At 69.4% G+C, this 26,483-nt stretch carries 23 protein-coding genes and 1 tRNA gene; 19 read left to right on the top strand and 5 right to left on the bottom strand.

All coding sequences use genetic code 11. The features are described 5' to 3' along the window. Positions 1-498: 498 nt before the first annotated feature. Positions 499-1,293: an HAD-IB family hydrolase gene (locus SK571_RS18770; protein WP_319985360.1), complete on the bottom strand. Its 795-nt coding sequence runs from the start codon at positions 1,291-1,293 to the stop codon at positions 499-501. Positions 1,294-1,740: 447 nt separating this feature from the next. Here SK571_RS18770 and ssd point away from each other — a divergent pair, with 447 nt between their 5' ends. From ssd to SK571_RS18730, 8 genes are all read left to right on the top strand, one after another. Continuing rightward, positions 1,741-2,775 carry a septum site-determining protein Ssd gene (gene ssd / locus SK571_RS18765; RefSeq protein WP_319985359.1) on the top strand — a complete coding sequence of 345 codons (1,035 nt, stop codon included), beginning with the start codon at positions 1,741-1,743 and terminating at the stop codon, positions 2,773-2,775. A 698-nt stretch (positions 2,776-3,473) separates the two neighbouring features. Next, positions 3,474-4,583 carry a TadA family conjugal transfer-associated ATPase gene (locus SK571_RS18760; protein WP_319985358.1) on the top strand — a complete coding sequence of 370 codons (1,110 nt, stop codon included), beginning with the start codon at positions 3,474-3,476 and terminating at the stop codon, positions 4,581-4,583. Beyond that, entirely contained in the window at positions 4,580-5,347 is a 768-nt protein-coding gene (locus tag SK571_RS18755; RefSeq protein WP_319985357.1) for a type II secretion system F family protein, read from the top strand. Before SK571_RS18760 ends, SK571_RS18755 begins: the two co-directional genes overlap by 4 nt. Continuing rightward, entirely contained in the window at positions 5,344-5,871 is a 528-nt protein-coding gene (locus SK571_RS18750; protein WP_319985356.1) for a type II secretion system F family protein, read from the top strand. The genes SK571_RS18755 and SK571_RS18750 overlap by 4 nt, the downstream gene beginning before the upstream one ends. A 9-nt stretch (positions 5,872-5,880) precedes the next feature. Beyond that, complete coding sequence (locus SK571_RS18745; RefSeq protein ID WP_084402016.1) at positions 5,881-6,042, top strand: DUF4244 domain-containing protein; 162 nt, start codon at positions 5,881-5,883, stop codon at positions 6,040-6,042. Positions 6,043-6,052: 10 nt separating this feature from the next. Beyond that, on the top strand, positions 6,053-6,352 hold the full coding sequence (locus SK571_RS18740; RefSeq protein WP_319985355.1) for a TadE family type IV pilus minor pilin: 300 nt from the start codon (positions 6,053-6,055) through the stop codon (positions 6,350-6,352). Then, positions 6,349-6,774 carry an Rv3654c family TadE-like protein gene (locus SK571_RS18735; protein ID WP_319985354.1) on the top strand — a complete coding sequence of 142 codons (426 nt, stop codon included), beginning with the start codon at positions 6,349-6,351 and terminating at the stop codon, positions 6,772-6,774. The genes SK571_RS18740 and SK571_RS18735 overlap by 4 nt, the downstream gene beginning before the upstream one ends. A 197-nt stretch (positions 6,775-6,971) precedes the next feature. After that, positions 6,972-7,592: a bifunctional DNA primase/polymerase gene (locus SK571_RS18730; protein ID WP_090069862.1), complete on the top strand. Its 621-nt coding sequence runs from the start codon at positions 6,972-6,974 to the stop codon at positions 7,590-7,592. 457 nt (positions 7,593-8,049) lie between these two features. Here the strand turns inward: SK571_RS18730 and SK571_RS18725 are convergent, their stop codons facing one another. Continuing rightward, entirely contained in the window at positions 8,050-8,823 is a 774-nt protein-coding gene (locus SK571_RS18725; protein ID WP_319985353.1) for an aminoglycoside adenylyltransferase domain-containing protein, read from the bottom strand. Between the two features lie 145 nt (positions 8,824-8,968). Beyond that, positions 8,969-11,266, bottom strand: coding sequence for a DEAD/DEAH box helicase (locus tag SK571_RS18720; protein ID WP_319985352.1), 2,298 nt, complete (start codon positions 11,264-11,266; stop codon positions 8,969-8,971). Positions 11,267-11,482: 216 nt separating this feature from the next. Here SK571_RS18720 and SK571_RS18715 point away from each other — a divergent pair, with 216 nt between their 5' ends. From SK571_RS18715 to SK571_RS18670, 10 genes are all read left to right on the top strand, one after another. Next, the gene (locus SK571_RS18715; protein ID WP_319985351.1) at positions 11,483-13,792 is read left to right on the top strand and encodes a sodium-translocating pyrophosphatase; all 2,310 of its coding nucleotides are present in this window, start codon (positions 11,483-11,485) and stop codon (positions 13,790-13,792) included. 63 nt (positions 13,793-13,855) lie between these two features. Beyond that, complete coding sequence (locus SK571_RS18710) at positions 13,856-14,428, top strand: hypothetical protein (protein ID WP_319985350.1); 573 nt, start codon at positions 13,856-13,858, stop codon at positions 14,426-14,428. 29 nt (positions 14,429-14,457) lie between these two features. Continuing rightward, positions 14,458-15,012 carry a hypothetical protein gene (locus SK571_RS18705; RefSeq protein WP_319985349.1) on the top strand — a complete coding sequence of 185 codons (555 nt, stop codon included), beginning with the start codon at positions 14,458-14,460 and terminating at the stop codon, positions 15,010-15,012. A 79-nt stretch (positions 15,013-15,091) separates the two neighbouring features. After that, positions 15,092-15,682: a hypothetical protein gene (locus SK571_RS18700; RefSeq protein WP_319985348.1), complete on the top strand. Its 591-nt coding sequence runs from the start codon at positions 15,092-15,094 to the stop codon at positions 15,680-15,682. A 5-nt stretch (positions 15,683-15,687) separates the two neighbouring features. Beyond that, positions 15,688-16,245 (top strand): hypothetical protein, encoded by a 558-nt coding sequence (locus tag SK571_RS18695; protein ID WP_319985347.1) that lies wholly within the window; start codon positions 15,688-15,690, stop codon positions 16,243-16,245. Between the two features lie 68 nt (positions 16,246-16,313). Then, positions 16,314-16,886 carry a hypothetical protein gene (locus SK571_RS18690; RefSeq protein WP_319985346.1) on the top strand — a complete coding sequence of 191 codons (573 nt, stop codon included), beginning with the start codon at positions 16,314-16,316 and terminating at the stop codon, positions 16,884-16,886. A gap of 140 nt (positions 16,887-17,026) precedes the next feature. Continuing rightward, positions 17,027-19,792, top strand: a complete 2,766-nt coding sequence (gene topA / locus SK571_RS18685) for a type I DNA topoisomerase (RefSeq protein ID WP_319985345.1) — start codon at positions 17,027-17,029, stop codon at positions 19,790-19,792. Positions 19,793-19,805: 13 nt separating this feature from the next. Next, a complete protein-coding gene (locus SK571_RS18680) occupies positions 19,806-20,234 on the top strand; it encodes a hypothetical protein (protein WP_319985344.1) in 429 nt (142 codons plus the stop codon). Positions 20,235-20,306: 72 nt separating this feature from the next. Next, entirely contained in the window at positions 20,307-22,343 is a 2,037-nt protein-coding gene (locus SK571_RS18675) for a bifunctional MFS transporter/dTMP kinase (protein ID WP_406602001.1), read from the top strand. A gap of 23 nt (positions 22,344-22,366) precedes the next feature. Continuing rightward, on the top strand, positions 22,367-23,563 hold the full coding sequence (locus tag SK571_RS18670; protein WP_319985343.1) for a DNA polymerase III subunit delta': 1,197 nt from the start codon (positions 22,367-22,369) through the stop codon (positions 23,561-23,563). Positions 23,564-23,676: 113 nt separating this feature from the next. Here the strand turns inward: SK571_RS18670 and SK571_RS18665 are convergent, their stop codons facing one another. Further along, positions 23,677-25,026: a hypothetical protein gene (locus SK571_RS18665; RefSeq protein WP_319985342.1), complete on the bottom strand. Its 1,350-nt coding sequence runs from the start codon at positions 25,024-25,026 to the stop codon at positions 23,677-23,679. Between the two features lie 108 nt (positions 25,027-25,134). Between SK571_RS18665 and SK571_RS18660 the strand changes: the two genes are divergently transcribed. Further along, positions 25,135-25,208 (top strand) — tRNA-Thr (locus SK571_RS18660). Between the two features lie 19 nt (positions 25,209-25,227). Here SK571_RS18660 and SK571_RS18655 read toward each other — a convergent pair. Continuing rightward, complete coding sequence (locus tag SK571_RS18655; RefSeq protein ID WP_319985341.1) at positions 25,228-26,346, bottom strand: site-specific integrase; 1,119 nt, start codon at positions 26,344-26,346, stop codon at positions 25,228-25,230. Positions 26,347-26,483: the final 137 nt, after the last annotated feature.

Genomic DNA, 26,483 nt, shown 5'->3' with positions numbered 1-26,483 from the left:
TTCGGTGCCAACTTTTCACGCACAAGCAGACGGGGCACCCCCGAAAGGGTGCCCCGTCTTCAGCGCGGGCTTGCGAGTTACCAAGCGTGCAACTCCAGTCGTACAACCCTGGCCTCGGCGTCCGGCGTCCCGGTACGCAGGCCCTAGACGACAAGCCTCCCGCGGCGTGCTGCGCGTGGGTACTCGAAGTCCGCGCACGGAGCTTGGCCGGGGTGGATCCTGACTTCTCTTCGTCTGGCCCCTGGCCGACCCGAGGTCCGCACCACCCATTTAAGTGCGTGGGCCCGGTCACAGCAAGGGCTCGGACGGGTGCACCGGTCAAGCCACGTTCAGTAGTGAAAGCCCTGGGGTTTCTGGATTTGTGAGGTTTTGTTCGTGTTCGGGTACCGCCGGGAGGGCGGTGCCGTGCACTCACCGGGGCACCACGTGTGCGGCGCGTTGCCGCTACTGGCCGGTACCCGTCTCTTCTCGGTGCATTGTGGCCGCCGGGGCTTGACTTCAGTCGCGGGACCGCTTGCGGCGCAGGCCGTACCAGGCCGCTCCGGCCGCCGCGACCGCACCGATGCCGATGGCGGTGACCGCGACCGCCCTGCCCGAGGGGGTGGGGATGCGGGAGCGCAGGCTCACCGGGTCGACGAACTGCTGCACCGGCCAGTCCTTCTCGACGGCGATGCGGCGCAGGCCCCGGTCGGGGTTCACGACCGTCGGGTGGCCGACGACCTCCAGCATCGGCAGGTCCGTGACGCTGTCCGAGTACGCGTAGCTCTTCGTCAGGTCGTACCCGTGCTCGGCGGCCAGCTGCTTGATCGCGACCGCCTTGTTGTCGGCGGCGCAGTAGAAGTCGACGGCGCCGGTGTAGCGGCCGTCGTGGACCACCATCCTCGTGCCGACGCTGTAGTCCGCCCCGATCATCTGGGCGATGGGGGCGACCAGTTCCTCGCCGGACGCGCTGACGATGACCACGTCGTGGCCTTCCGCCTTGTGGTCGGCGATCAACTGCGTCGCTTCTTTGTAGACGAGTGGATCGACGATGTCGTGCAGCGTCTCGTTGACGATGCCGCGGATCTGCTCGACGTCCCAGCCGGCGGCGAGCGCCGTGATGTGCGCGCGCATGCGGTCCATTTGATCCGCGTCCGCGCCGGCGAGCATGAACACGAATTGCGCATAAGCGCTCTTCAGCACCGCGCGGCGGTTGATCAGACCTTCCTGGAAGAAGGGCCGGCTGAACGCCAGCGTGCTCGACTTCGCGATCACGGTCTTGTCGAGGTCGAAGAAGGCGGCGATCCGGCTCATGTGGCTCAGCTTAGGTGTACTCGTCAGTAGGCCGTTCGGGCGGCATTTCGTTCGTGTACGAAATCCTTGTGCACCACGGTTACCGAAACTTGGCCCTCAGCTGTTGCGGAAGTTGCGCGCAGCACTGGCGCATGGGGATACAGTAGGAGAGTCCGGTTCGACGGACGGGTTCAGTCCGACCCCCCGGGACTGAACCATTGACGACCCCCGTCCCTCCCCCCTGGCGGGGGTCGTCCCATATCCGGACCCGTTTCCGCCTGAGTGCGACTGGACCTCTGCCGCTCTTGTCCGAGCGCCGTGTGCCCAACCCTCCAGCGTCGCACACGGGCCCGACAGTTCAGGCCCGGCAAGGCATCCAAGATCGCGACTTGTCCACAGCCGCTGTTCTGTCCACAGGTGGATCTTCACCCGTTGTGTCGTTCATCACGACCGGCCACGGTCGAACCCATGACCCACCCCATCGCCCTGCTCACGGACCAGGACCTCCTCGACGAGGTCCTCCGCGTGGCCGCCGCGGCCGACTGCCCGCTCTCCTGCGCCCCCGACATCACGTCGTTGCGCTCGCAGTGGCACACCGCCCCCTTGGTCCTGCTCGACCCCGCCGCGGTCTCCGCCTGCCTGGACGCGGGCCTCCCCCGCCGCACCGGCGTCCTCGTGGTCCACGGAGGCGACCCGCCGTGGGCCCCGGCCGTGGCCCTGGGCGCGGACGGAGTCCTGGAACTGCCGGTGGAGGGCCGCTCCCTGGTGACGGCGCTGACCGACCTGGGTGAGGGCCCGCCCTCGGACCGGGGCCGCGTGGTGTCGTTCATCGGCGGCCGAGGAGGCGCGGGAGCCTCGACCCTCGCCATAGCCTGCGGCCGCGAGGCGGTGGCCCTGGGCGGCGAAGCGATGCTCGTCGACTGCGACCCCCTGGGCGGAGGCATAGACCTGGCCCTGGGCACCGAATCCGATCAGGGCGCCCGCTGGCCGGGCGTGCACGCCACCGGCGGAAGGGTCCCGATGTCGGCCCTGCGAGCCGCCCTGCCGGCGACGGGCAACCTGAGCGTCCTGGCATGCGACCGATCGGCACCCGACCCGGAACCGGCAGCGGTGGCGGCGGTCCTGGACGCGGGCCGCAGAGCGGGCTGCACGGTGATCTGCGACCTCCCGCGCTTCCCGACGGCCGCGGCCTCGGCAGCCCTGGACCGCACCGACCTGACGATCCTCGTCGTCCCGGCCGAAGTCCGCGCCACCGCGGCCGCCAGCCGAGTGGCCACCACCCTCCTGACCCACGGCCGCAACCTCCGCCTGGTGGTCCGCGGCCCGTCCCCGGGCAACCTCCAACCGGCCGAGATGGCCGACGTGATCGGCGTCCCCCTCCTGACGTCGATGCGCCCGGAGCCGGGCCTGGCCGAGGTGCTGGAACGGGGCCGCTTCCCCCGCAACCCCAAGGGTCCTCTCGCCACCACCGCCCGCGTGGTGCTGAAGGAGCTCCGCCCGTGAGCGCCCCGCAGGTCGCTGCGGACGTCGCGCCGGCCGTCACCGCGGATGCCGCGGTGGCCGATGAGGCCGAGTACGTCGCGCTTGCCGTGGGAGACGTCGAGATCGCGTCGGCAGACTCCTTCGGATGCGGGTGCATCCCGGTTCTGCGCGGGGACGAGGCGAAGGTCCCGCACCCCCGTCCTCCCGGCCACTTCCTTGCGGAAGAGGGGGTTCTGGCTCAGGCGAGCGCGCCTCCACCACTTGCCCCAGTCCCGATGAGACGCACCGCCTCTGCGTCACCGTCTGCGGCCGTTCCGCAGCTTTCGCTCCACGTTCCTGTCCCTGCGGGACTCACCGCCTCCGCCTCGAAGTCCGCAGCCGTCGCCACCCGCCCCTGATCTTGCGGGCGCACGGCCACTGCGACGCCCTCCGCCGCTTCGCAGCCTCCGCCAGGAGACCTCTGCCGGGTGACCGTCCCGCCGGTCCTCAGCCCTCGGATCTCGTTGCCACCGAAGGAGTTCCAGCCGTGACCCTCCTCCGCATCCTCGGCCGGATGCTGCGCAACCTCGTCGTTTACGGCCGCCTCTACCCGCCCCGCTACATCTTCAAGGAGGAGCCGAAGTGAACCGCTTCCTCATCTGGTGCCAGGAAACCTGGCTCCGCCTCACGGGCCGCGAGATCACCTATGGCCGCCACGCCCACCGCCCGGAGGCAGCGACATGACCTCTGCCCTGATCGACCGGGTCCGCCACCGCCTCGCCGGCACCGACATGGAGATGACCGCGGCCGTCGTGGCCCACGCGGTCCGCTCCGAGGCCGGCGGCGTCCTGGCCGACTCGGACGTCCTCGAAGCACTCCAGGTGCTCCGCCAGGAGTTCAGCGGTGCCGGCCCTCTCGACCCGCTGCTGGACGATCCCGGCACCACCGACGTCCTCGTCACCGCTCCGGACCAGGTGTGGGTCGACGGCACGACGGGCCTGCGCCGGACCGGCGTCACCTTCCCCGACGAGGACTCCGTGCGGCGCCTCGCCCAACGGCTGGCGGTGGCGGCGGGCCGGCGGCTCGACGACGCCTCGCCGTGCGTCGACGGGTGGCTGCCGGGCAGCGGGGTCCGGCTGCACGCGGTGTTGCCGCCCATCGCGGATCGCACGTGTCTGTCGCTGCGCGTCCTCAGGCCCGCGACGCACGACCTGCCGGCGTTGCAGGAGCTCGGGACGTTCGACGCGGAGATCGCGGAGGCGTTGCGGACGATCGTCCAGCGGCGCCTGGCGTTCCTGGTGATCGGTGGGACCGGGTCGGGCAAGACGTCGTTGTTGTCGGCGCTGCTGGGGTGTGTGTCGCCGGTGGAACGCATCGTGTGTGTTGAAGATGCGGGCGAGCTGAGTCCTGACCATCCGCAGTTCGTGCGGCTCACCGCCCGGCCGGCGAACGTCGAGGGGGCCGGTGAGGTCACCACCAGGCAACTGGTGCGGGAGGCCTTGCGGATGCGGCCCGACCGGATCGTGGTCGGGGAGGTGCGCGGCGCCGAGGTGAGGGAGTTGCTGACCTCGCTCAACACCGGGCACGAAGGTGGCGCCGGGACGTTGCACGCCAACTCTCCGGCGGAGGTGCCCGCGCGGCTCGAAGCGCTGGGTGCGTTGGGCGGGCTGTCGCCCGAAGCGTTGCGCAGTCAGGCCGCGGCGGCGGTCCGGGTAGTGCTGCACATGCGCCGGGCCGGCAACAGCAGGTACCTCAACGAGATCGGGGTGTTCGAGCGGAAACCGGAGCTCGCGGTCCGTCCGGTCTGGACGCGCGAAAGCGGGTGGCTGGCGAAGGAGCTGCTGTGGTGAGCCTGCTTCTGCTGGCAACGGCACTGATCGTCTGGCCGCAGCTCAAGCCGATCCGAAGACTCAGGCCGCGCGGCAAGCGAGAAGTCGTTGTGCCGCCGTACATCTGGCTGGCGGTCGCGGCGATGGTCACCTACCTCGTGGCGGGCGTCGGCGGACTGGTCGCCGGAGCGGTGCTGGCGGTGACCGGTCGGCGAATCCTCAAGCAGAGCAGGCGGAACAAGGCGCTCCGGCAAGCCGCGGAAGCGTTGAGCAACGGCCTGGGCGGCGTGATCGACGAGCTGCGGGCTGGCGCACACCCGGCCCAGGCGGCCGAGAACGCGGCGGAGGACACCCCGGCTCCGGCGAAGGAAGTGCTGAAAGCGGCGGCGGCCGCGTCGAGGCTGGGTGGCGATGTGGAGCGGACGTTGCGCGAGATGAAGCAGCCGTTGCTCGGCAAGGCCGTGGACCAGCTGGCCAAGGCGTGGCACGTGTCGGCGAAACACGGTGTGGCGTTGGCGGACGTGCTCGACGCGACCAGGCGCGATCTCGATCAGCGGGCGGCGTTCGCACGGCAGGTGCACGCGCGGATGGCCGGGCCGCGGGCCAGCGCGATGGTGCTGGCGGTGCTGCCGGTGGTGGGAGTGCTGCTGGGCGAGTTCAGCGGTGCCAGACCGTTCCACGTCCTCACGAGCACGACGGCGGGGCAGTTCCTGCTGGCGCTGGGTGCGGTGCTCGGGGCGGCAGGGGTGTGGTGGACACAGCGGATCACGGAGGTGAAGCCGTGACGTTCCTCCTGCTCGCGCTGGCAGTCCTGCTGGCTCCGGCGCCACGACGATCGATTGATCGTTTGAAGCCCAGGGCCCACGACCCGCCGCACGGCACGACGAAGCCGGACGGTCCGTTCGAACGGGCTGCGCGCTGGGATCTGCTGGCCGCGTGCCTGAAAGCCGGGTTGCCGGTACCCACGGCGATCCAGGCGGTCGAGATGAAGGAACTGGGCCAGGTCGCCGAGTTGCTCAGGCTCGGCGCTGATCCGGTCACGGCGTGGGCGTCCGCGCTCGACCAGCCCGCGACGGCACAGCTCGCCAGGGCTGCGCGGCGGACCGCGCGGTCCGGTGCGGCACTGGCCCGGCAGACCACCGAACTCGCCGAACGGACCAGGGCCGAGGCACGTGACGACGCCGAGGCCAAGGCGCAGCAGGCCGCGGTCGCGGTCGCGGCGCCGCTCGCACTGTGTTTCCTCCCGGCGTTCCTGTGCCTCGGCGTCGCGCCGGTGGTGCTGGGACTGGCCGATCAATTCCTCAACTAGGAGAAGCAGATGGAACTGCTGAAGGACGACAGCGGTATGAGCACGGTGGAGTACGCGATCGGGACGCTCGCGGCGGCCGCGTTCGGCGGCCTGCTGTACGTGCTGCTCACCAGCGACTTCATGCGAAAACTGATGGAAGGGCTGATACAGCGTGCGCTGTCTTCGGTCTGACGACCGGGGCATGGTCACGGTCGAGGCGGCGATCGCCGTGTCCGCGTTGCTGGTGGCCATGTGGCTGGGAGCGAACGGGCTGACCGCGGTCACCGAACAGATGCGGTGCACCGACGCGGCGAGAGAGGCGGCGCGGCTCACCGCGCGGGGCGAACGGCAGCGCGGCGAAGAAGCGGCCGGGCGGATCGTGGCCAATGCCAACGTCTTGATCGACAGCCAAGGCGACGCGATCAAGGTAGTGGTCAGCAAGCGCGGACCGTTGGGCCTGCCGCTCAGCGCACGGGCGTTCGCCGTGCCGGAGCCGCGATGAACGGCGAACGGTCCGGCTGCGAGCGAGGTGCGGCTGCGGTGAGCGGCGTGGTGGCGATGTTGTCGCTGATCATCGTCGTGGTGGCAGGTGCGTGGGTCGGTTCGGCGGTCGTCGCCCGGCACCGGGTGACCGGTGCGGCCGATCTGGCGGCGCTCGCGGCGGCCACTCGTCTGGTGGACGGCGACGAAAGTGCTTGTGAGCAGGCAAAACGCGTGGCTTCGGAAAACCGGGCCGAGCTGACGAGCTGCGCGGTGAACGGATGGGAGGTGGTTGTGGAGGTGTCCGCGACTACGCCGTTCGGCCCGGCGAGCGCACGAGCCAGGGCAGGTCCGGCCGAAGATCGGGCCGTTTGGAGCACGACGAGCGGTCGGCTCACAGCGGTGAGCGGACTCACACTGCCGCCCGGACATGCTGAACGGTGATCGAACCAAACGCGCGGAGTTCAGTTGCCCGGTCAAGCAAAGGACGTTCGCCGTCCCGTAGCTACCAGTTGTCGCGCGGGGGTTACGGAGGCCGGTGCCGGTGTCGTTAGTTGTAGTGGCGGCACCGACGCGGTGTCCCTACGAACACCGACACCTTGCCGATGTCGAGTCAGAACCTAGGAAGAAGGCGACGGAAGATGGATTGGTCGGATAGCTGGCGCGGGGCCTTCCGCATCGAACTGCGTGCCGAGGCCGTGAGCCTCGCGTACCGCGGTTGGCCCGTACTGCCCGGCACCTATCCGGCCGGTACGGAGGACGGCGTCACGAAGTGGGCGGGCCGCAGCGGCCTCGAGCTCCACGGCCCGATCCCCGTGCACCGCGACTGGGTGGACCGCGTCGGGACCAGTCCCGACCAGGTCGCCACGTGGTGGGCGGGCCGCTCGTACAGCCTTCTCGTCGCCACCGGTCACGTCGTGGACGCGATCGAGGTCGGCACCGGCCTCGGCCGTCGCGCGGCCGTCGCACTGCGGTCGATCGGCGTCCCCGTGCCGATCGCCGCGACCCCGTCCGGCCGCTGGATGTTCCTCGTGAAGTCCGGCTCGACGCTCAACGCCGAGCTGGCCAACAACCCGGACGTGCACCTCTACGGCAAGGGGGAGTACATCCCGCTGCCGCCCACCACCATGGCGCACGGTGTCGTGCACTGGCGGGTCAAGCCGCAGGTCTGCGGCTGGAACCTGCCGGACGCACACGTCGTGCAGGACGCGCTCGTCGAGGCCGTGCACGCCCCGGCGCGCTACGAGCTCGAAGCCGTCTGACACAACTGAATCCGAAGCCCGGCCGTGCTGGGTGTCGTCGTGGACTCTCCCCGACAACCCCGAAGGCGATGCCCTGCACGGCCGTTCCACCAAGCCCGGTTCGATGATCGGCCTCCGCACCCCGCACGTCGGGGGCCGGCAGAGGAACGGGCGAAAAAGCCGAACACGCACCCCGAAGGACAGCCTCCCGCACCAGTGACCGGGCCGAGGAACGTTAGTGGCAGAGCACCAGCTCTGCCGCGGTCGGTGAAGCCGGCTCCTCCCCGGAGTTCGTCAGAAGACAGTCGACACCGTCGCCTCCCGCGTGTCCTGTCGAGACGAACGAACCAGATTCCACCGATGTTCCAAGGGATCCGGTCACGAAGCGGTAGCAGGCGGGAAAACAGTGTTCGGCACGTGGAGAGCGCGGCGGGGGTACCCGTGAGCCCCCGCCGCGCCCTACGGAAAAGTGGTAGACCTAGAGCTGGAGAGTTTCCGCGTAGGAAGCGAAAGCGAAGGTCTCCTCCATGGATCCGGGCCGCGGAACCGCGTCGGCGTCCCAGCCGAGGTTCCGGTCCTGCAAGACCTGCTCGATCAGCGGGTGCCACCGCTGATCGAGCATTTTCTTTGCCCACACCAAGGCGCCGCGCTTGGACTCCACCTCTCCCGTGTGGATGGTGTAGAGCGTGCGGCAGTAGGTCGAGACGATGTAGCGCTGCGACCACGCGTTGCCCATCGGCGCCCACTCGCGAATGCCGTCGAGCACGTGCGGCAGCTCGGCCAGCATCGACGCGCGCAACACGGAAGCCGGTACCTCGTCGACGAGCGAGGTGATCGGCGGGCCGTCCAGCACGATGCCGTGGTGGCGCAGGATCCAGCGGGCGTGCGGGTTGTTGCAGTGCAGGTCCCACTTCAGGGTCCGCGTGCCGTGGTCGTTGAACAGCCACGGAACTCCGAGGCCCGCCACTGAGCGCAGTGACTCCACGTCGGCGTACGAACCCTCGATCTCCGTCGACCAGTGGCCGGGACGGGTCGGGATCTCGTTGTGCAGCGCGCGAAGCCCGGCTTCGCGATCACCGGACGGCAGCTCGGTGCAGGCGACGATGAAGTCGCAGTCGCTGTGGATGTCACCGGCGCCCAGGGCGAACGAGCCCTGCACGTACGTGCCGACGTAGGTGGGGCCGAGGATCTCGCGCACGGACGCGACGAGGTCGGCGAGAAGTGCGTTCAGATCAGCAAAAGGGGTGAACAAGGCCGACTCCCATGAACCCGTGACCAGGTAGGACCGGCGCGGCGGAGCATCGGACCCAGCCGCGCCTAGGCGCGACGGGTCCGGTCAGTGGCGTTGCAGCTGCAGGCGTTCACAGCGCCACGGTAGCCAAGGAGCAGTCACCCGGTCAGGCGATTTTGCCCAGCACCACGTCCAGCACGAGCACCGCTCCGGCCTTGTCCAGCGGGTCGTTGCCGTTGCCGCACTTGGGGGACTGCACGCACGACGGGCAGCCCATCGGGCACCCGCAGGCACTGATCGCGGCCCGGGTCGCCGACAGCCAGGCCCGCAGAGCCGAGTGACCTCGATCAGCGAAGCCCGCCCCGCCGGGGTGGCCGTCGTGCACGAACACCGTCGGCATCCCCGTGTCCGGGTGGGCGGCCGTCGACACGCCACCGATGTCCCACCTGTCGCACGTCGCGAACAGCGGCAGCAGACCGATCGCCGCGTGCTCGGCGGCGTGCAGGGCACCGGGGACGCGCTTCGCCTCCACACCGGCGTCGAACAGCAGCGACTCGTCGACGGTGTACCAGACGGCGCGGGTCCGCAGCGACTGTTCCGGCAGGTCGAGCGGGATCTGGTCGAGCACCACGCCGGACGGCAGCCGGCGCAGATAACCGACGACCTGGGTCGTCACCTCCACCTCGCCCAGGCAGACCGACACCCCGCCGAAGTCGGTGCGTTCGACCTCGTGCACGACGGTGATGTCCACGCAGTCACGCGGCTGCGTCGTCCACTCCGGGTCCTCGCGGTGGACCATCGCGAGACCGCTGTCGAGGTCGAGCTCGTCGACGACGTACGCCCGCCCCTGGTGCAGGTACACGGCGCCGGGATGCACCTGCCAGCAGGCGGATCCCGGGTCGACCGTGCCGAGCATCCGGCCCGAGTCCGACTCCACGACGGCCACCTGATCACTGCCGGAACCGCGGATGTCGACGCCTGCGTGCGGCCGGTCGTGCGACGCCCAGTACCACCCGGCAGGGCGCTTGCGCAGCAGTTTCTCCGCCACCAGCTCGGCGAGAACGGCCTCGGCGAGAGGTCCGCCGAAGTCGTCCAGGCAGGCCGGCGTCAACGGCATCTCGGACGCCGCGCACGCCAGCTGAGGACCCAGCACGTACGGGTTCAGCGGGTCCAGCACCGTCGCCTCGACCGGTCTGTCCAGCACCGCGGCCGGGTTGTGCACCAGGTACGTGTCCAACGGGTCGTCGCGCGCGACGAACACGACCAGAGCACTGTCGCCTGACCTGCCCGCACGGCCCGCCTGCTGCCAGAACGACGCCAGGGTGCCGGGGAAGCCGGCGACCACCACGGCGTCCAGCCCGGCGATGTCGACGCCGAGCTCCAGCGCGTTCGTGGTCGCGACGCCGAGCAGGTCGCCCGTGGACAACGCCTTCTCCAGCGCCCGCCGCTCCTCCGGCAGGAACCCGCCCCGGTACGCGGCCACGCGGGGAGGCAGCTCATCGTCCACTTCGGACAGAATCCGCTGGGTGCCCAGCGCCGTCAGCTCGGCGCCGCGGCGCGAGCGCACGAAGGCGAGCGACCGTGCGCCCTCGACGACCAGGTCGGCCAGGATGCGCGACGTCTCCGCGCCCGCCGAGCGGCGGACGGGTGCGCCGTTCTCACCCTCCAGAGAGGTCAGTGGCGGCTCCCACAACGCGACCGTGCGCGACGCACGCGGCGAAAAGTCCTCCACGACAGCGGAAACGGGGACGCCCAGCAATCGCTGCGCGGATCCAGAAGGATCAGCCACAGTGGCCGATGCCAAAACGAAGATCGGATCCGCGCCGTATTTCCGCGCGACCCTCCTCAGCCGTCGCATCAACAACGCCACGTGCGAGCCGAAAACGCCTCGGTAGGAATGGCACTCGTCGATCACCACGTACTTCAGCCGGCGGAAGAACCGCAGCCATTTCGGGTGCTGCGGAAGGATTCCGCGGTGCAGCATGTCCGGGTTGGTGAAGACCCAGTTCGCGTGCGCCTTGACCCAGTCGCGTTCGGCCATCGGGGTGTCACCGTCGTAGGCCGACGCGCGCACCCCCTTGATCCCCAGCTCCTCGAGCGATCGGAGCTGGTCCGCACCAAGGGCTTTGGTCGGTGAGAGGTACAGCGCGGTGGCCTTCGTGTCCGCCAAAAGAGTGGAAAGCACGGGCAACTGGTAGGCAAGTGACTTGCCCGACGCCGTGCCCGTCGCGAGGACCACGTGCTGCCCGGACCACGCCAGCTCGGCGGCCTCGGCCTGGTGCCGCCACGGCTCGCGCACACCGGTCCCGACGAACGCCTCGACGACCGCGGGGGCCGTCCACGCAGGCCACTCCACGTGATCTGCCTGCCGCAACGGCAGATCACGCGCGTGCGTGAGGGGTGACTCCCCGGCGGGCACACCCGCCAGCACGCGGTCCAGCAACCGGCGTCCCTGATCCACCACGGGATCGAGCTTCGCATACACCACCGACAGTCCCGGCCGGGCCGTACTCGACTTCCTGCGCAGATAACGGTGTGTGCACGGATCGGGACGTTTCGTTGCCTCGTTGCAAGCAACCCCTAGACTCCCCGCTCATCGCATCCAATGAGGGATGCGTCACGTCGCGCTGGGCGGCTGGTCTGCCTTGGCGCTGCACATGGCAACTCACCAGGAGGACGGATGTCCCGGCATTTCCTCGCGGAGGGCCTAGAGCTCTCCGGGGGTGATCGCGGCGTCGTAGCCGTGGTCGCCGTGGTCGCCCTGGCTGCTCTCGCCGTCGGGTACGTGCTGCTCAAGGAGGTGCTGGCCGCGGGCCAGGGCACCCCCAAGATGCAGGACATCGCCAAGGCGGTTCAGGAGGGCGCAGCGGCCTACCTCAACCGGCAGTTCCGCACGCTCGGCATCTTTGTCGTGATCGTGTTCGTACTGCTGTTCGCGCTACCGGCGGATGATTTGGCCGAACGAATCGGCCGGTCTTTGTTCTTCCTCGTCGGTGCCGCGTTCTCGGCGACTATCGGCTACCTGGGCATGTGGTTGTCCACGCGCGCCAACGTGCGTGTCGCCGCCGCCGCGAACGAAGAAGGCGGTCGCGAAAAGGCGACGCGCATCGCGTTCCGCACCGGCGGCGTGGTCGGCATGACCACCGTCGGTCTCGGTCTCTTCGGTGCGGCGCTCGTCGTGCTCGTCTACGCCGGCCAGGCCCCGAAGGTCCTGGAGGGCTTCGGTTTCGGTGCCGCGCTGCTCGCGATGTTCATGCGCGTCGGTGGTGGCATCTTCACCAAGGCCGCGGACGTCGGCGCCGACCTCGTCGGCAAGGTCGAGCAGGGCATCCCCGAGGACGACCCCCGCAACGCCGCCACCATCGCGGACAACGTGGGCGACAACGTCGGTGACTGCGCCGGCATGGCAGCGGACCTCTTCGAGTCCTACGCCGTCACGCTCGTCGCGTCGCTGATCCTCGGCACCGCGGCGTTCGGCGCGCAGGGCCTGCTGTTCCCGCTGATCGTTCCCGCGATCGGCGTGCTGACGGCGGTCATCGGCGTGTACACGACGAAGGCGAAGGCGGGCGAGAACGGCCTCACGGCCATCAACCGCGCCTTCTACATCTCCGCGGTCATCTCCGCGGTGCTGTGCACCATCGCGGCGTTCGCGTTCCTGCCGAGCTCCTTCGCAGACCTCAACGGCATCAGCGACGCGGTCAAGTCCACGAGCGGCAACCCGGCACTGATCGCGTCCGTCGCGGTGATCATCGGCATCGTGCTGGCCGGCATCATCCTCTGGCTGACCGGCTACTACACCGGCACCGAGCACAAGCCGGTCAAGGAGGTCGGCCAGACCTCGCTGACCGGTGCGGCCACGGTGATCCTGTCCGGCATCTCGGTCGGTTTCGAGTCGGCCGTCTACACCGCACTCGTCATCGGTGCCGCCGTGTACGGCGCGTTCCTGCTCTCCGGTTCGGTCGTCGTCGGTCTGTTCGCGATCGCGCTCGCCGGTTGTGGTCTGCTCACGACCGTCGGCGTCATCGTCGCGATGGACACCTTCGGCCCGGTCTCCGACAACGCGCAGGGCATCGCCGAGATGTCCGGTGACGTGCACGGCGAGGGCGCGCAGATCCTCACCGAGCTCGACGCGGTCGGCAACACCACCAAGGCCATCACCAAGGGCATCGCGATCGCGACGGCGGTGCTCGCCGCGACGGCGCTGTTCGGCTCCTACAAGGACGCGATCGACCAGGCCGTGGCCAAGGTCGGCAACCTCGCGGGTGATCTGCCCATCTCGTTCACCAACGTGGTGTTCAGCCCGAACGTGCTCGTCGGCGTCACCATCGGTGCGGCCGTCGTCTTCATGTTCTCGGGCCTTGCGGTCAACGCCGTGACGCGTGCCGCCGGTGCCATCGTGTTCGAGGTGCGCCGTCAGTTCCGCGAGAACCCGGGCATCATGGACTACTCGGTGAAGCCGGAGTACGGCAAGGTCGTCGACATCTGCACCAGGGACTCGCTGCGTGAGCTGGCGACCCCGGGTCTGATGGCGGTGCTCGCCCCGGTCGCCGTCGGCTTCGGCCTCGGCGTCGGCCCGCTGGCCGGGTACCTCGCCGGTGCCATCGCGACCGGCACGCTCATGGCGGTCTTCCTGGCCAACTCCGGTGGTGCCTGGGACAACGCCAAGAAGCTGGTCGAGGACGGCAACCACGGTGGCAAGGGCTCCGACGCCCACGCCGCGACGGTCATCGGCGACACCGTCGGCGACCCGTTCAAGGACACCGCCGGCCCGGCCATCAACCCGCTGATCAAGGTCATGAACCTGGTCTCGGTGCTGATCGCGCCCGCCATCGTCACCTTCACCATCGGTGACAGCGCGTCCGAGCCGATCCGCATCGCGATCGCCGTGGTCGCGACGCTGATCATCATCGGTGCGGTGGTCGTGTCCAAGCGCCGCGGCACGTCGATCGCGGACTCGCCCGCGGAGTCCGTCAGCAACGGCGCCGCGTAGATCCACCTCCGGTCGGGGTACGTTCGGGTCTCCCCCGACGTACCCCGACCGAGGAGTTCCGACATGAGGCGCAGCCTCGTCGCCACTGCCGCTGTTGCCGCCCTTGCGCTGGCCGGGTGCACCACCGGCGGCAACTCCGGCACTTCCACGACACCCACCAGCGGCGCGGCCAACCCCCAGGCCGTCGCCTACATGGACAAGGTGTGCGGTGCGGCATCCGAGTTCGCCAAGATCGAGAAGACGGCCCCCAAGCTCGACGCCGGCGACTCCGCCAAGCTCAAGGCCGAGATGGCCGCGTACATGGGCCAGCTCGCCGACGCCTTCACCAAGTCGGCCGAAGGCCTGAAGAACGTCGGTCCGTCGCCCGTCGCGGGCGGTGAGGAGGCCGTCACCAAGATGGCCGAGACGTTCACCTCGCTCGGCGCCGTGTTCGCCGACGCCAAGGTCAAGGTCGAGCAGGCCGACGCCAACAACGCCACCGGAGGCCTCCAGGCCGCCGGAGAGGCCATCGCCAAGCTCTCCGAGCTCGCCGACCCGCTGCGCGACCTCAAGGACGTCCCCGAGCTGCAGAAGGCCACGCAGTCGGCGCAGAAGTGCCAGGAGATGCAGCGCCTCAACGTCACGCCGACGAGTTGAGCAAGGCCGTTCGGAGTAACTTCCGGCCCATGCGCCGCACACTCATCGCAGTCATGACCAGCTGCCTGCTCGCGGTCACCGCGTGCACCGGCGGAGGTTCGTCGACGCCCACCGCCGCCAGCGAGGCGGATGTCGTGGCGTGGATGGACAAGGTCTGCGGCGCCGTCGACGGCACCGTGAAGACCATGGCCGACGAGCCGCCGATCGACATGAGCGACCCGGCGAAGCTCAAGACGGGCCTGTCGGACTGGCTCGGGTCCAAGGTGTCCGCGGTCGACAAGTCGATCGCGGACCTCAAGGGCCTGGAGAACGGCCCGCACCCGAAGTCGAAGGAGCTGACCACCGCCGCGCAGGACGGCATGGGCCAGATCAAGACCCTGCTCGCGGACACCAAGTCGAAGCTGGACTCGTCGACGGACCCGACCCAGGTCGTCACCGCCTTCACCGAGATGGTCGCGAAGGCCGGCGAGCTGGAGAAGGCCGGCGCCGACGTGCAGAAGAAGTTCGACGAGACGGGCCTCGCGGGAGCGGCGCAGAAGGCGTCGAACTGCAAGGGCCTGCAGGCGTCTCCACCTACTTCCTGACCCGCTGAATCCGGTCTGGCCAGATCGCCCGAACGTGTACCGTTCGGCGATCTGGTCAGACGTTTCCTGGGGGATTCGCGTGAACGCACGTTCGTCGATCGCTGCTGTCCTGAGTGCTGTCGCGCTCACCGCGTGCAGCACACCTCCTCCTCCGAGTCCGCCGACGACCGCGCCGACGCCCACCACGACGGTGGACGTGCCCGGTGCCGATCCGGTGGCCTGGTTCGAGGCGTACTGCGGCCCCATGGGCGTCACGCAGACCGCGCGGCTCCAGCTCCAGGGCAAGGCCCAGGAGGGCATGGAGGCCGTCAAGGTGGCCGTGGTCGCCTGGACGGCGGGCGCAGCGGTGTCGAACCGCCACATGGCGGACGAACTCGAGAAGCTCGGCCCGCTGGGTTCCGACGTGCGCAGCCTGCACGAACGGCTGGTCAGCGCGCTGCGCAACGAGGCCAAGACCTTCGACGACAGTTCAGCGCGGCTGCGGGCGCAGGCGGCGGACGACAAGTTCCCCGAGCGGTACGAGCAGATCATGGTCGGCAGCAGCAGTAGCAGCGTGGGGACGTTGTTCAAGCAGATCGTGGAGACGACCCCGAAGTACTCCGAGGCGTTCCGTGCGAACAAGGTGTGCACGGCCTGGCAGGGGCTGGCGAAGCAGTCCGGGGGAAACTAGGCCGGGTGAGGACACGTCTGCTCGCCGTTCTGATGACAGGTTCCCTCGTGCTGACCGCCTGCGGTTCGGAGGCGGACAAGCCGATCACCGACGCACAGCGGCAGTGGGTGGACGCGTTCTGCGGCGGTGTCCTCCCAGGCCTGGAAGCGGGCCTTGAGCTGCGCAAACAGGATCCGGCGGACTTCGCCGCCGTCAAGACCGCCTACCTCGGGCTGCTGACGTCCAACGCCACCGCGTTCGCCGGCGCGGAGAAGAAGCTGAAGGAGCTCGGCCCGCCCGAGGACGACCTCGAGAAGGTGCACGAGCAGCTGGTCAAGTTCGTCGCGGAGTCCGCGAAGTCGTACGGAGACGCGCAGGCTCCCGTCCAGGCCCTGGAGGCCAACGCCCAGTTCCTGGAGGGCGCCGAGAAGGCGCTGGCCGACACCAACGTCGTGACCACCCCGGAAGACCTCCGCGCGACCTTCCAGGAGCTGCAGAAACGGCCGAAGTACTCCGACGCGCTGGGCAGGTCGCAGCCGTGCTCGGAGATCAGGTCGAAGGGGCAGGAGGTCGGGCAGCAGTGATCGCTCGACCGGCGTAGTCACAACTACAACACTGGCCACACTCGAACGTCTGTTCTACCCTGTGGGCCGTGGTGGGGCAGCTGTCCTTCTTCTCGGCCGAGGCGCGTACGCCGGCCAAGGCGGACCTCGCCGGCTTCCTCTGCGGGCCGGGGCAGGCCGTCAGCTTCGCGCGCGGTACGGCCGCCCGCGTGTACACCGAGCTGCGCGACGAGTGGCGGCTGCGCCCCCTGAAGCAGGCCTGCGCCGAGCGCGGCGTCACCACCGAGCTGTGCGTCAACGGGGAAGGCACGCACTTCGTCCGCACGCCGTTCCGCACCGATCTCACCCCTCTGGCCGCCCGCTGGCTGGACGGATCCGTCAAGACCGTGCCTCCTGACTTCGAGCTGAACGGAGCAGTGCTGCGCGTCTGGGCGCTCGCCGCGGGCAGCTGGATGGAGTCCGCGTACCTGCTCGGTTTGGACCCCAACGCACCGCAGACACACGCACCGTTGCAAAATGCGCTGCTCGCATCCGGACTTCCGTGCACCCTGGTAGGGGCTCCGGCGTTGCGGGTAACCGGCCGACGGAGGCTGGCGCGGCTCGCTGAACTGGTCGGAAGCCCTCCGCAGGGAGTGGCGATGAGCACCTGGCCGGCGGCCTGAGCGGGCCGTCCGGCATGGTTGTGTCACTCTGTCTCGTCGTACGGGCGTCGCGGAGACATGACGGATGGTGTGCTTTTCGGCCGACGCTGGGCAACACTGGCGGGCCTGGGAACCGGGTTTGGAAGAGAGCGGGACGGCGAGTGGCTGGATCGACACGGACGAAGAAGAGCAGCGGAGGCGAGGGCAGCATCCGACGACTGGTGATCGTCGAGTCGCCCACGAAGGCGCGCAAGATCGCCTCGTACCTCGGCGCCAACTTCGTCGTGGAGTCCTCCAGGGGACACATCCGGGACCTGCCGCGCGGTGCCGCCGACGTTCCCGCGAAGTACAAGGGCCAGGCCTGGGCCAGGCTCGGCGTGGACGTCGACCACGGCTTCGAGCCTCTCTACGTGATCTCCGCCGACAAGAAGTCGCTGGTCACCGAGCTCAAGGAAGCGTTGAAGGACGTCGACGAGCTCTACCTCGCGACAGACGGTGACCGCGAGGGTGAAGCCATCGCGTGGCACCTGCTGGAGACGCTCAAGCCGAAGGTCCCGGTCCGCCGGATGGTGTTCCACGAGATCACCGAGTCCGCGATCCAGGCCGCCGCGGCCAACCCCCGCGACCTCGACCAGGACCTGGTCGACGCGCAGGAGACCAGGCGCATCCTCGACCGCCTCTACGGCTACGAGGTCAGCCCGGTCCTGTGGAAGAAGGTCATGCCGAAGCTCTCGGCAGGCCGCGTGCAGTCCGTGGCGACGCGTCTGGTCGTGGAGCGCGAACGCGAGCGGATGAAGTTCGTCTCCGCGAGCTACTGGGACATCTCCGCGCAGATGGACGCCGGTGAGCAGGCCACGCCGCGCCAGTTCGGCGCGCGTCTCGTGGCCGTCGACGGCACGCGTCTCGCGACGGGCCGCGACTTCGGCTCGGACGGCAAGCTGACCGGCAAGGCCGACGTCACCGTGCTGGACGAGGCGCAGGCCCGCGCCATCGCCGCCGGACTGCAGAACGCGCCGGTCAAGGTCTCCTCGGTCGAGGAGAAGCCGTACACGCGCAAGCCGTACGCGCCGTTCATGACCTCGACGCTGCAGCAGGAGGCGGGCCGCAAGCTGCGGTTCTCCGCCGACCGCACGATGCGCACGGCGCAGAAGCTGTACGAGAACGGCTACATCACCTACATGCGAACCGACAGCACGACGCTGTCGGAGACCGCGATCAACGCGGCCCGCACGCAGGCCACGGACCTCTACGGCGCGCAGTACGTCTCGCCGCAGCCCCGCCAGTACACGCGCAAGGTCAAGAACGCGCAGGAGGCCCACGAGGCGATCAGGCCGGCCGGAGAGGTCTTCCGCACGCCTGGCCAGGTGGCCGCCGAGCTCGACTCGGACGAGTTCAAGCTCTACGAGATGATCTGGCAGCGCACGATCGCCTCCCAGATGGCCGACGCGCGGGGCAACACGACCAGCATCCGCATCCAGGGTCGTGCGGGCACGGGTCAGGACGTCACGTTCGCCGCGTCCGGCCGCACGATCACGTTCGCCGGCTTCCTCAAGGCCTACGTCGAGACCGTCGACGCCGAGGCCGGTGGCGAGTCGGACGACGCGGAGTCGCGCCTGCCGCTGCTGGTCAAGGACCAGGACCTGACGATCGCGGAGCTGTCCGCGGACGGTCACACCACCTCGCCGCCCTCGCGCTACACCGAGCCGTCGCTGATCAAGACGATGGAGGAGCTCGGCATCGGCCGTCCCTCCACCTACTCGTCGATCATCAGCACCATCCAGGACCGCGGCTACGTGTGGAAGAAGGGCGCGGCGCTGGTCCCGTCGTGGGTCGCGTTCGCCGTGGTCGGGCTGCTGGAGCAGCACTTCGGCCGCCTGGTCGACTACGACTTCACCGCGGCGCTGGAAGACGAGCTGGACGGCATCGCCGCAGGTCGTCAGGGCCGCACGAACTGGCTGTCCGGGTTCTACTTCGGCGGCAGCATCGGCCCGGACGGCTCGATCGGCCGTTCCGGCGGCCTGAAGAAGCTGGTCGGCACGGGCGTCGAGGACATCGACCCGCGTGAGGTCAACTCGATCCCGCTGTTCAGCGACTCCGAGGGCCGCACGGTCGTCGTGCGCGTCGGCCGCTTCGGGCCGTACCTGGAGCGCGAGGTCGACGGGGCCGCGCAGCGCGCGAACGTCCAGGACGACCTGGCACCGGACGAGCTGTCCGCGGAGATCGCCGAGAAGCTCTTCTCGACGCCGCAGGAGGGCCGCTCGCTCGGCACCGACCCGGTCTCGGGCAACGAGATCGTGGCCAAGGAAGGCCGCTTCGGCCCGTACGTGACCGAGGTGCTGCCCGAGGCGTCCGAGAACGGCTCCTCGTCGAAGGCGAAGGCCCCGAAGCCGCGCACCGGCTCGCTGTTCAAGTCGATGTCGCTGGACACGGTGACGCTGGACGACGCGCTGAAGCTGCTCTCGCTGCCGCGCGTGGTCGGCAAGGACCCGGAGACGGGCGCCGAGATCACCGCGCAGAACGGCCGCTACGGCCCGTACCTGAAGAAGGGCACGGACTCGCGGTCGCTGGTCGACGAGGCCCAGATCTTCACCGTCACGCTCGAAGAGGCGCTGAAGATCTACGCGGAGCCGAAGAAGCGCGGTCGCGCCGCCGCCGCTCCGCCGTTGCGCGAGCTGGGCAACGACCCGGTGTCCGGCAAGCCGATGGTGATCAAGGAAGGCCGGTTCGGGCCGTACGTCACCGACGGTGAGGCGAACGCGTCGCTGCGCAAGACGGACAGCGTCGAGTCGATCACCGACGAGCGCGCGGCCGAGCTGCTGGCCGAGAAGCGAGCCAAGGGGCCGGTCAAGAAGAAGGCTCCGGCCAAGAAGCCGGCGGCGGCGAAGAAGCCCGCGGCCAAGAAGGCTCCGGCCAAGTCCAAGAGCTGAGCAGGGGGTGGCGGTGCCGATCAACGAGTTCGGACCCGACGGGACTCAGGCCCCGCCGCCTCCCCGGCTGTACCCCGACCCGCTCGCGGGCCTGGTGACCGCCGACAAGTTCGTCGCTCCTCAATGGACGTCGTCCAGGTCACGTGTGGTGGTGCCGACACCTCCTGAGCCGACCGAGGAACTGCGGCAGGCCGTCTGGTCGCAGATGCAGCAGGAGCAGCGGCGGCCGCGTGGCCGGGCGCAGCGCGCGCCTCAGCAGGCGCACCAGTACGCGGTCCAGCAGCTCGCTCCGACGAACCAAATGTCTGCGCCGCAACAACAACAGCAGCAACAGCAGCCTGCCAAGCAGACGAGCGGCGTGGCCGCGTTCATCGGCTGCCTGGTCGTCATCGGGTTCTTCGTCCTGGTCCTGGTCAGCATTCTCGGAGCGATCTTCAGCTAGCCGTGCTGTGAGTCCGGCATCCTGAATCACCACATCCGGTTACGCTGACCGCACGGGAGTGGCGACTTAGGGGTGACTGAAATTCAGGACGCGGACACACCGGCGACCGAGGCAGGCCAGGCAGGGCAGGCCCAGTCCAGCGTGTCCACGGTTCACCGGCTTCGATCGGTACTGGCCATCAGGCCGTTCCGGCGGCTCTGGCTCGTCACCTACCTGTGCAGCGTTGGTGACTGGCTGTCACTGCTCGCGTTGACCGGTCTGGTCACTGCGATGACGAAGAGCTACGAGTGGCAGTCGTTCGCGCTGCCGCTCGTAGTGCTGACCCAGCTGCTGCCCGGCATCCTCTTCGCACCCATCGGTGGTGTGCTCGCGGACAAGTTCGACCGTCGCAAGGTGATGGTGGTCTGCGACGTCCTGCGCGGGTCGCTGTTCATCTCGATCGCGCTGATCGGCTCCCCGATCTGGCTCTTCGTCGCGAACTTCCTGGTCGGCTGCTGCGCGATGCTGTGGATCCCGGCCAAGGAGTCGGCGGTCCCGAACCTGCTGCGCCGCCCCGACCAGGTGGAGTCGGCGAACCAGCTCGGCCTGGTGATGACCTACGGCATCTCGACGATCAGCGGTTTCGGTCTCTACTCGCTGATCTCGGGCATCCCCGCGTACCTGAACCTGCAGGGCGGGAACCTGGAGTTCAACATCGCGACGATCGCGGTGGTGATCAACGGCCTGCTCTACTTCACCTCGGCGATCCTGGTCGCGACCCGCCTGCCGGAGCTCTCCGGCCGCGTCGTCTCGACCCGCAAGAGGGAAGACGAGGACAAGCCCGGTTTCGTCGCCATGCTGCGCGACGGGCTGCGGTTCGCCGGTCGGACGCCACTGGTCAGGGGCCTGCTCATCGGCATGATCGGCGCGTTCGCCGCGGCCGGTGCCGTGATCGGGACGGCGAAGAACTACGCGTTGTCGCTGCTGGGCGGCGCCTCGACGTTCGGCCTGCTGTTCGTGGCCGTGTTCCTCGGGCTCGCGGTCGGCATGGCGACGGCGCCGCGGCTGGCCCAGCGCCTCGCCTACAACCGCCTGTTCGGCGTCACGATCGTGCTCGCCGGCATCTCGCTGGCGCTGGTCGCGCTGGCCCCGCACCTGTGGATCGCGCTGCTGACTGTGGCGCTGGTCGGCGCGTGCGCGGGCGTGGCGTTCCTGACGGGTCTCACGATCGTGGGCTCGCAGGTCCAGGACGACATGCGCGGCCGCACGGTCGCGCTGATCCAGACGTTGCTGAAGGTCGTGCTGTTCGGTGCGTCGGGTGGTGCGCCGCTGTTGCTCACGTTGCTGCAGAAGCGGCAGATCAGCGTGTTCGGCCACCCGATGGAGGTCGACGCGAGCCGTCCGGTGATGCTCGGCGGTGCCGTGATCGCGATCGTGCTGGGCCTCGTCGCGTACCGGCAGATGGACGACCGCCGCGAGGAGCCGGTGCTGTCGTCGTTGTTCGCGGCGATCCGCGGCCGCCGGCACACCAAGGGCATGCTGATCGCCGTCGAGGGCGACACCCGCGAGGACACGTCGGTGCAGGCCCGCCGCCTGGCCGCCGCGTTGCGCGCCGAGGGCCTCGACGTGCTGCTGGCCGCCGACCCCGAACACGACGAACGCCGCCTGCGCACCATGCTGTCGTCCGCCGACCTGGCAGGCGTGCGCGCGCAGGCGCTGGTCGCCGCCGCCGTCCGTGCCGATGTCGTCGAACGGCAGGTGCGCCCCGCGCTGGACAGCGGCTCCGTCGTCGTGATGGAGCGCTACGTCGACTCGCCGTTGGCGCACTTCACCGCGACGAGCTCGCTGGAACACCAGGAGCTCGAAGGCCTGGTCGACTGGGCCACCGGCCGGCTGCGCCCGGACCTGACGATCCTGCTCGACCGCCCCGGCACCGACGCCAAGGGCATCGGCCCGGAACACCACTGGCGCGTGCAGCGGCTGCTGAGCGAGATGGCCGCCGCCGATCCGGACCGGTACGTGGTGGTCGAGGCCGAGGGCGACGTCGACGACGTGGCCGACCGGGTCCGCTCCGCCGTGGTTCCGCTGATGGCCGGGCGCAAGCGCGCGGTCCCCCAGGCCGCGGTCTGATCCGTCGCTGGAAGACTGGACCCATGAGCGTGTGGGACGAGGTGGTCGGCCAGCCCGAGGCGGTGGCGATGCTGTCGGCGTCCGCGGAAGCCGCGGCCACGATCGTCGCGGGCGGCACCCCCGCACCCGGCGTGATGACCCACGCCTGGCTCTTCACCGGCCCACCCGGCTCCGGCCGTTCGTCCACCGCCCGAGCCTTCGCCGGCGCGCTGCAGTGCATCGTGGCGGACGACCGCCCTGGCTGCGGTGAGTGCTCCGGCTGCCGCACGACGTTGCACGGCACGCACGCCGACGTGCGCGTGGTGGCGCCCGAAGGCCTGTCGATCTCCGTCGCCGAGATGCGCTCCCTCGTCCAGATCTCCGCCCGCCGTCCCACGTCGGGCCGCTGGCAGGTCGTCATCATCGAAGACGCCGACCGGCTCACCGAGGGCGCGGCCAACGCGCTGCTGAAGGCCGTCGAGGAGCCGCCGGAGCGCACGGTGTTCCTGCTGTGCGCTCCGTCCGACCACCCCGACGACGTGTCGGTGACCATCCGCTCCCGCTGCCGGCTCGTATCGCTGGGATCACCTCGGCCCGCCGCCATCGCCTCGGCGCTGGAGGCCGTCGACGGGGTGTCGCCGGAGATGGCCCAGTGGGCGGCCGCGGTGTGCGGCGGGCACGTGGGACGGGCTCGCCGACTGGCCTCGGACGAGCAGACACGGGCCCGGCGCGAGGCCGTGCTGCGGATCCCGCTGGCGTTGCGCAAGCCCGCCGACGTCTTCACCTGCGCCGACGAGCTCATCAAGGCCGCCGAGGACGACGCCTCCACCGCCAACGAGTCTCGCAACGAGTCCGAACGGGAAGCGTTGGAGACCGCGATGGGCGCGGGCGGAACGGGCAAGGGCACCGCCGCCGCCACCCGTGGTGCCAAGGGTGCGCTGAAGGACCTGGAGAAGCGGCAGAAGTCGCGGGCCACCAGGACCCAGCGCGACTCCCTGGACATGGCCCTGGTCGACCTGGCCGCGTTCTACCGCGACGCGCTCGTGGTCAAGACGGGGTCCGAGGCCGCGCTGATGCACCCGGACCGCGCCCAGGACTCCCGGACCGCCGCCGCCACCTGGTCGTCCGAGTCGATCCTGCGGCGGCTGGAGGCCGTGCTGGCCTGCCGGGAGGCCATCGAGGTCAACGTGAAGCCGCGCATCGCCATCGAGGCGATGGTGACGACGCTGCACCGCGGCTGACGTCGACCTGACCGTCACCGCGCATCCAAGCCTGATTCCGTTCCGCCGCTCAGCCCCAGCCCGGTTCGTCGCCGAAGAGCACGGCCGTTCACCAGGGTGTGCGCGTGCGTTCCCTAGCCGCGCGACCTGCCCCTGGCCGGCAGCGCGGCGAAGATGACCACACCCGCGAGAAGCAGTGCCGTGCCGGTCCAGAACAGCGGGATCGACTGGTACGCGGCGTTCGTGTAAGCCAGCGGCGGCGCACCCTTGGGAGGCGCGGCCGGCGCACCGGGCTGCTGCGGCACGGTCGTCTGCGGCGGCTGCGAGGTCCCGCAGATCACGCCACCCTGCGGCGCCGCGGCCCGGACGATCTGCTCGCCCAGCGAGATCTGCGCGAGTGCCGTCGGCAGGTTCGGCAGCTTCAACTTGTCCGTCGGCAGCACCTGCACGTCGAGCATCCGCGCGGTGGCACCGAGCTGGAACCCGCTGAACCCGGTGCCCGTGAAGGCCGCCTTCTTCTCGTTGAGCCCCGCGATCTGCAGCTTGACCACGACCAGGTCCAGCAGCAACGGGATGTCGAGCGTCGGATGCGCGGCGTCGAGCGTGCCGAGGTCCTTGCCGTTCTGGCTGACCTTCAGCACCGGTGCGGTGTAGGTGATCTTCGAGGTCGCCTCGTCCCCGGTGGCCGTGGCCGTGAGCGTCGGCGGGGTGGCGACGTCGATCTTGATGCCCCCGGCCAGCTCGACGCTGACCGCGCGCATCGTCGACGTCGACTCGACCGCCTTGTTCTTGCTGCCCGGCAGGTCGACGAGCTTCACGACGGAACTCGCCTCGAACGTGTCCGGAATGCTGATCAGACTGGTCTTCACCGGCAACGGCACCTCGGCCGGCAACGCGCTCAACACCTCGAGGCCGGCCAGCGACGTCTTCGCCGTGGCCAGCGGGCTGACGCACGGCCCGACCTTCTCGTCCCACCGGGCGTGCACGCTGCCGTTGAGCAGCTTGAGCTTCGCGAGCGGCGTCTCGGGAATCGGCAGCCCGCCGTTGGTCGGCTGCGGGTTGTCCGGGATCGCCGTCTGCACCAACGTGCCCGGCGACTGCGGCGACCGCCCCGCCACCGCGAACCCGAACGGATTCGCCTGCGTCACCACCCGCTCGGTGCTCAGGAACGCCTCGGTGTTCACCTGCGCACTCGCGAGCCCCAGCCCGAACTCGGTCACCGACTGCTTCGGCAACTGCTCGCTGAGCCCGGGCAGGATCGTGTTCGTCGGCACCCCCTGCGGCCCGAGCCGGACGACACTCAGCCCGGTGCCGGCATCGCCGACGGCATGAGCGAGAGGCTGCGGCCCGTTCGGTGCAGACGCAGGCGGCTGGTTCGGATCGCGCGGCCCCGGCACCGGAGTGGTCGGAGGCTGCGCGAGCGCGGGAGCCGCGACGAGCGCGAGCAGCAACCCGGCCAGCGGCACGGACAACGAACGGCGCATGAACCTCTCCCCGGCGGTTAGGAGGTGGTGACGTCGGTCACGGTCCGTACAACGATGCCGACCCCCGTGAGTAACGCGGTTGCGGGTCGGTTATAGTTATCGCGTCTCGCCGCCTTAGCTCAGTCGGCCAGAGCAGCTCACTCGTAATGAGCAGGTCATCGGTTCGATTCCGATAGGCGGCTCGGTGAGATAAGACCCAGGTCAGGCTTCCTGACCTGGGTCTTTCTTTGTTCCCAGGTTCGTGACGAGTTGTAGAGCTGCGCTGCTCTGGGCCTCGTGTGTGCCCGAAGTGTGCCCATCGGTTCCGGTGGACTTGCGCGGGACTAGCTTGGCCGCTGCTTCGGCAGCCCGGTGAGCGACCTCGGGAAGAACGCTCGTGTAAATGTCCGACGTGATCGTGATGGACGAGTGCCCGAGCATCTCCTGCACGGTCTTCATGTCGGCACCGCCCGCGAGTGCGAGCGTCGCCGCACCGTGCCGCAGGTCGTGCAGCCTGATCGGCGGCAGGCTCGACGTCCGCACGTTCTTCTCGAACGCCTCGGACACTTTGCCGGGATGCAGCAGCGTTCCGTTGGCTTCGGTGAACACGCGGCCCGTGTTGATCCAGGCCTCGCCCCACTCCAACCGCTCGGCTGACTGCTGTGCCTTGTGCGTCCGCAGGACCTTGACCGTCTCGGCGTCCAGCGCGACGACTCGCGCACCGCTCGACGTCTTCGGGTCTCCCTCCTCGACGTCCCACCCGTCGAGGACGAGCTGAGTCGCGACCGTCGCCGTCTTCGCGTCGAGGTCGACGTCTGACCAGCGCAGCCCGCACCCCTCTCCCCGACGCAGGCCCCGGAACGCGATCAGGTGATACAGCCCGTACAGCCTGTCCTCGTGCACCAGGTCGAGGAACTCGCCCGTCTGCTCTGGAGTCCAGACCATGACCGGTGATGGCTTCTCTCCGGTCCGCTGCCACTGCTCGACGCGCTCGGCGGTCCACACCAGCGCCTTGGGGCGCTTGCCTGGCTCGACCTCGACGTGAGCAGCCGGGTTGAACGTGATGATCTGCTGCGCGATCGCGTCGTTCAGCGCTGCTCGCAGCGTCGCCCGGAGCTTGAGCTGTGCCGCAGGTCCGGTCGTCCTGCGAAACGGCGGCATCTCCTGAAGCTGTGCCCGAAACGCGCGCTGCTCGGCTCGTTTCGTGGCCTGCTTGCGCGCGTCGTCGACTGCCCGGCGTGCCGCGTTGGCCGCGACGATCTCGTCGTTGTTCTCCTCGATCTTCGCGAACAGGCTGGCTGCCTTGCGCGATCCTGGTCTGAGTGAGACGGACGAGCTCAAGCTGTGGGAAGGCATCAAGTCGAAGGCACCCGGATTGATCACGGGTGCAGGCAAGGCCATCGTGTCGGCTGTTACGACAGTCGTGGTTCGTCGAGCACTGGGCTTGTAAGGAGGTGGCCTGGGGGCCACCCCTGGTG

Source organism: Lentzea kristufekii, assembly GCF_033949925.1.
Taxonomy (GTDB): Bacteria; Actinomycetota; Actinomycetes; order Mycobacteriales; family Pseudonocardiaceae; genus Lentzea; species Lentzea kristufekii.
The sequence above is the reverse complement of the archived record's forward strand: the minus strand, read 5'-3'. Positions and strand labels throughout refer to the sequence as shown.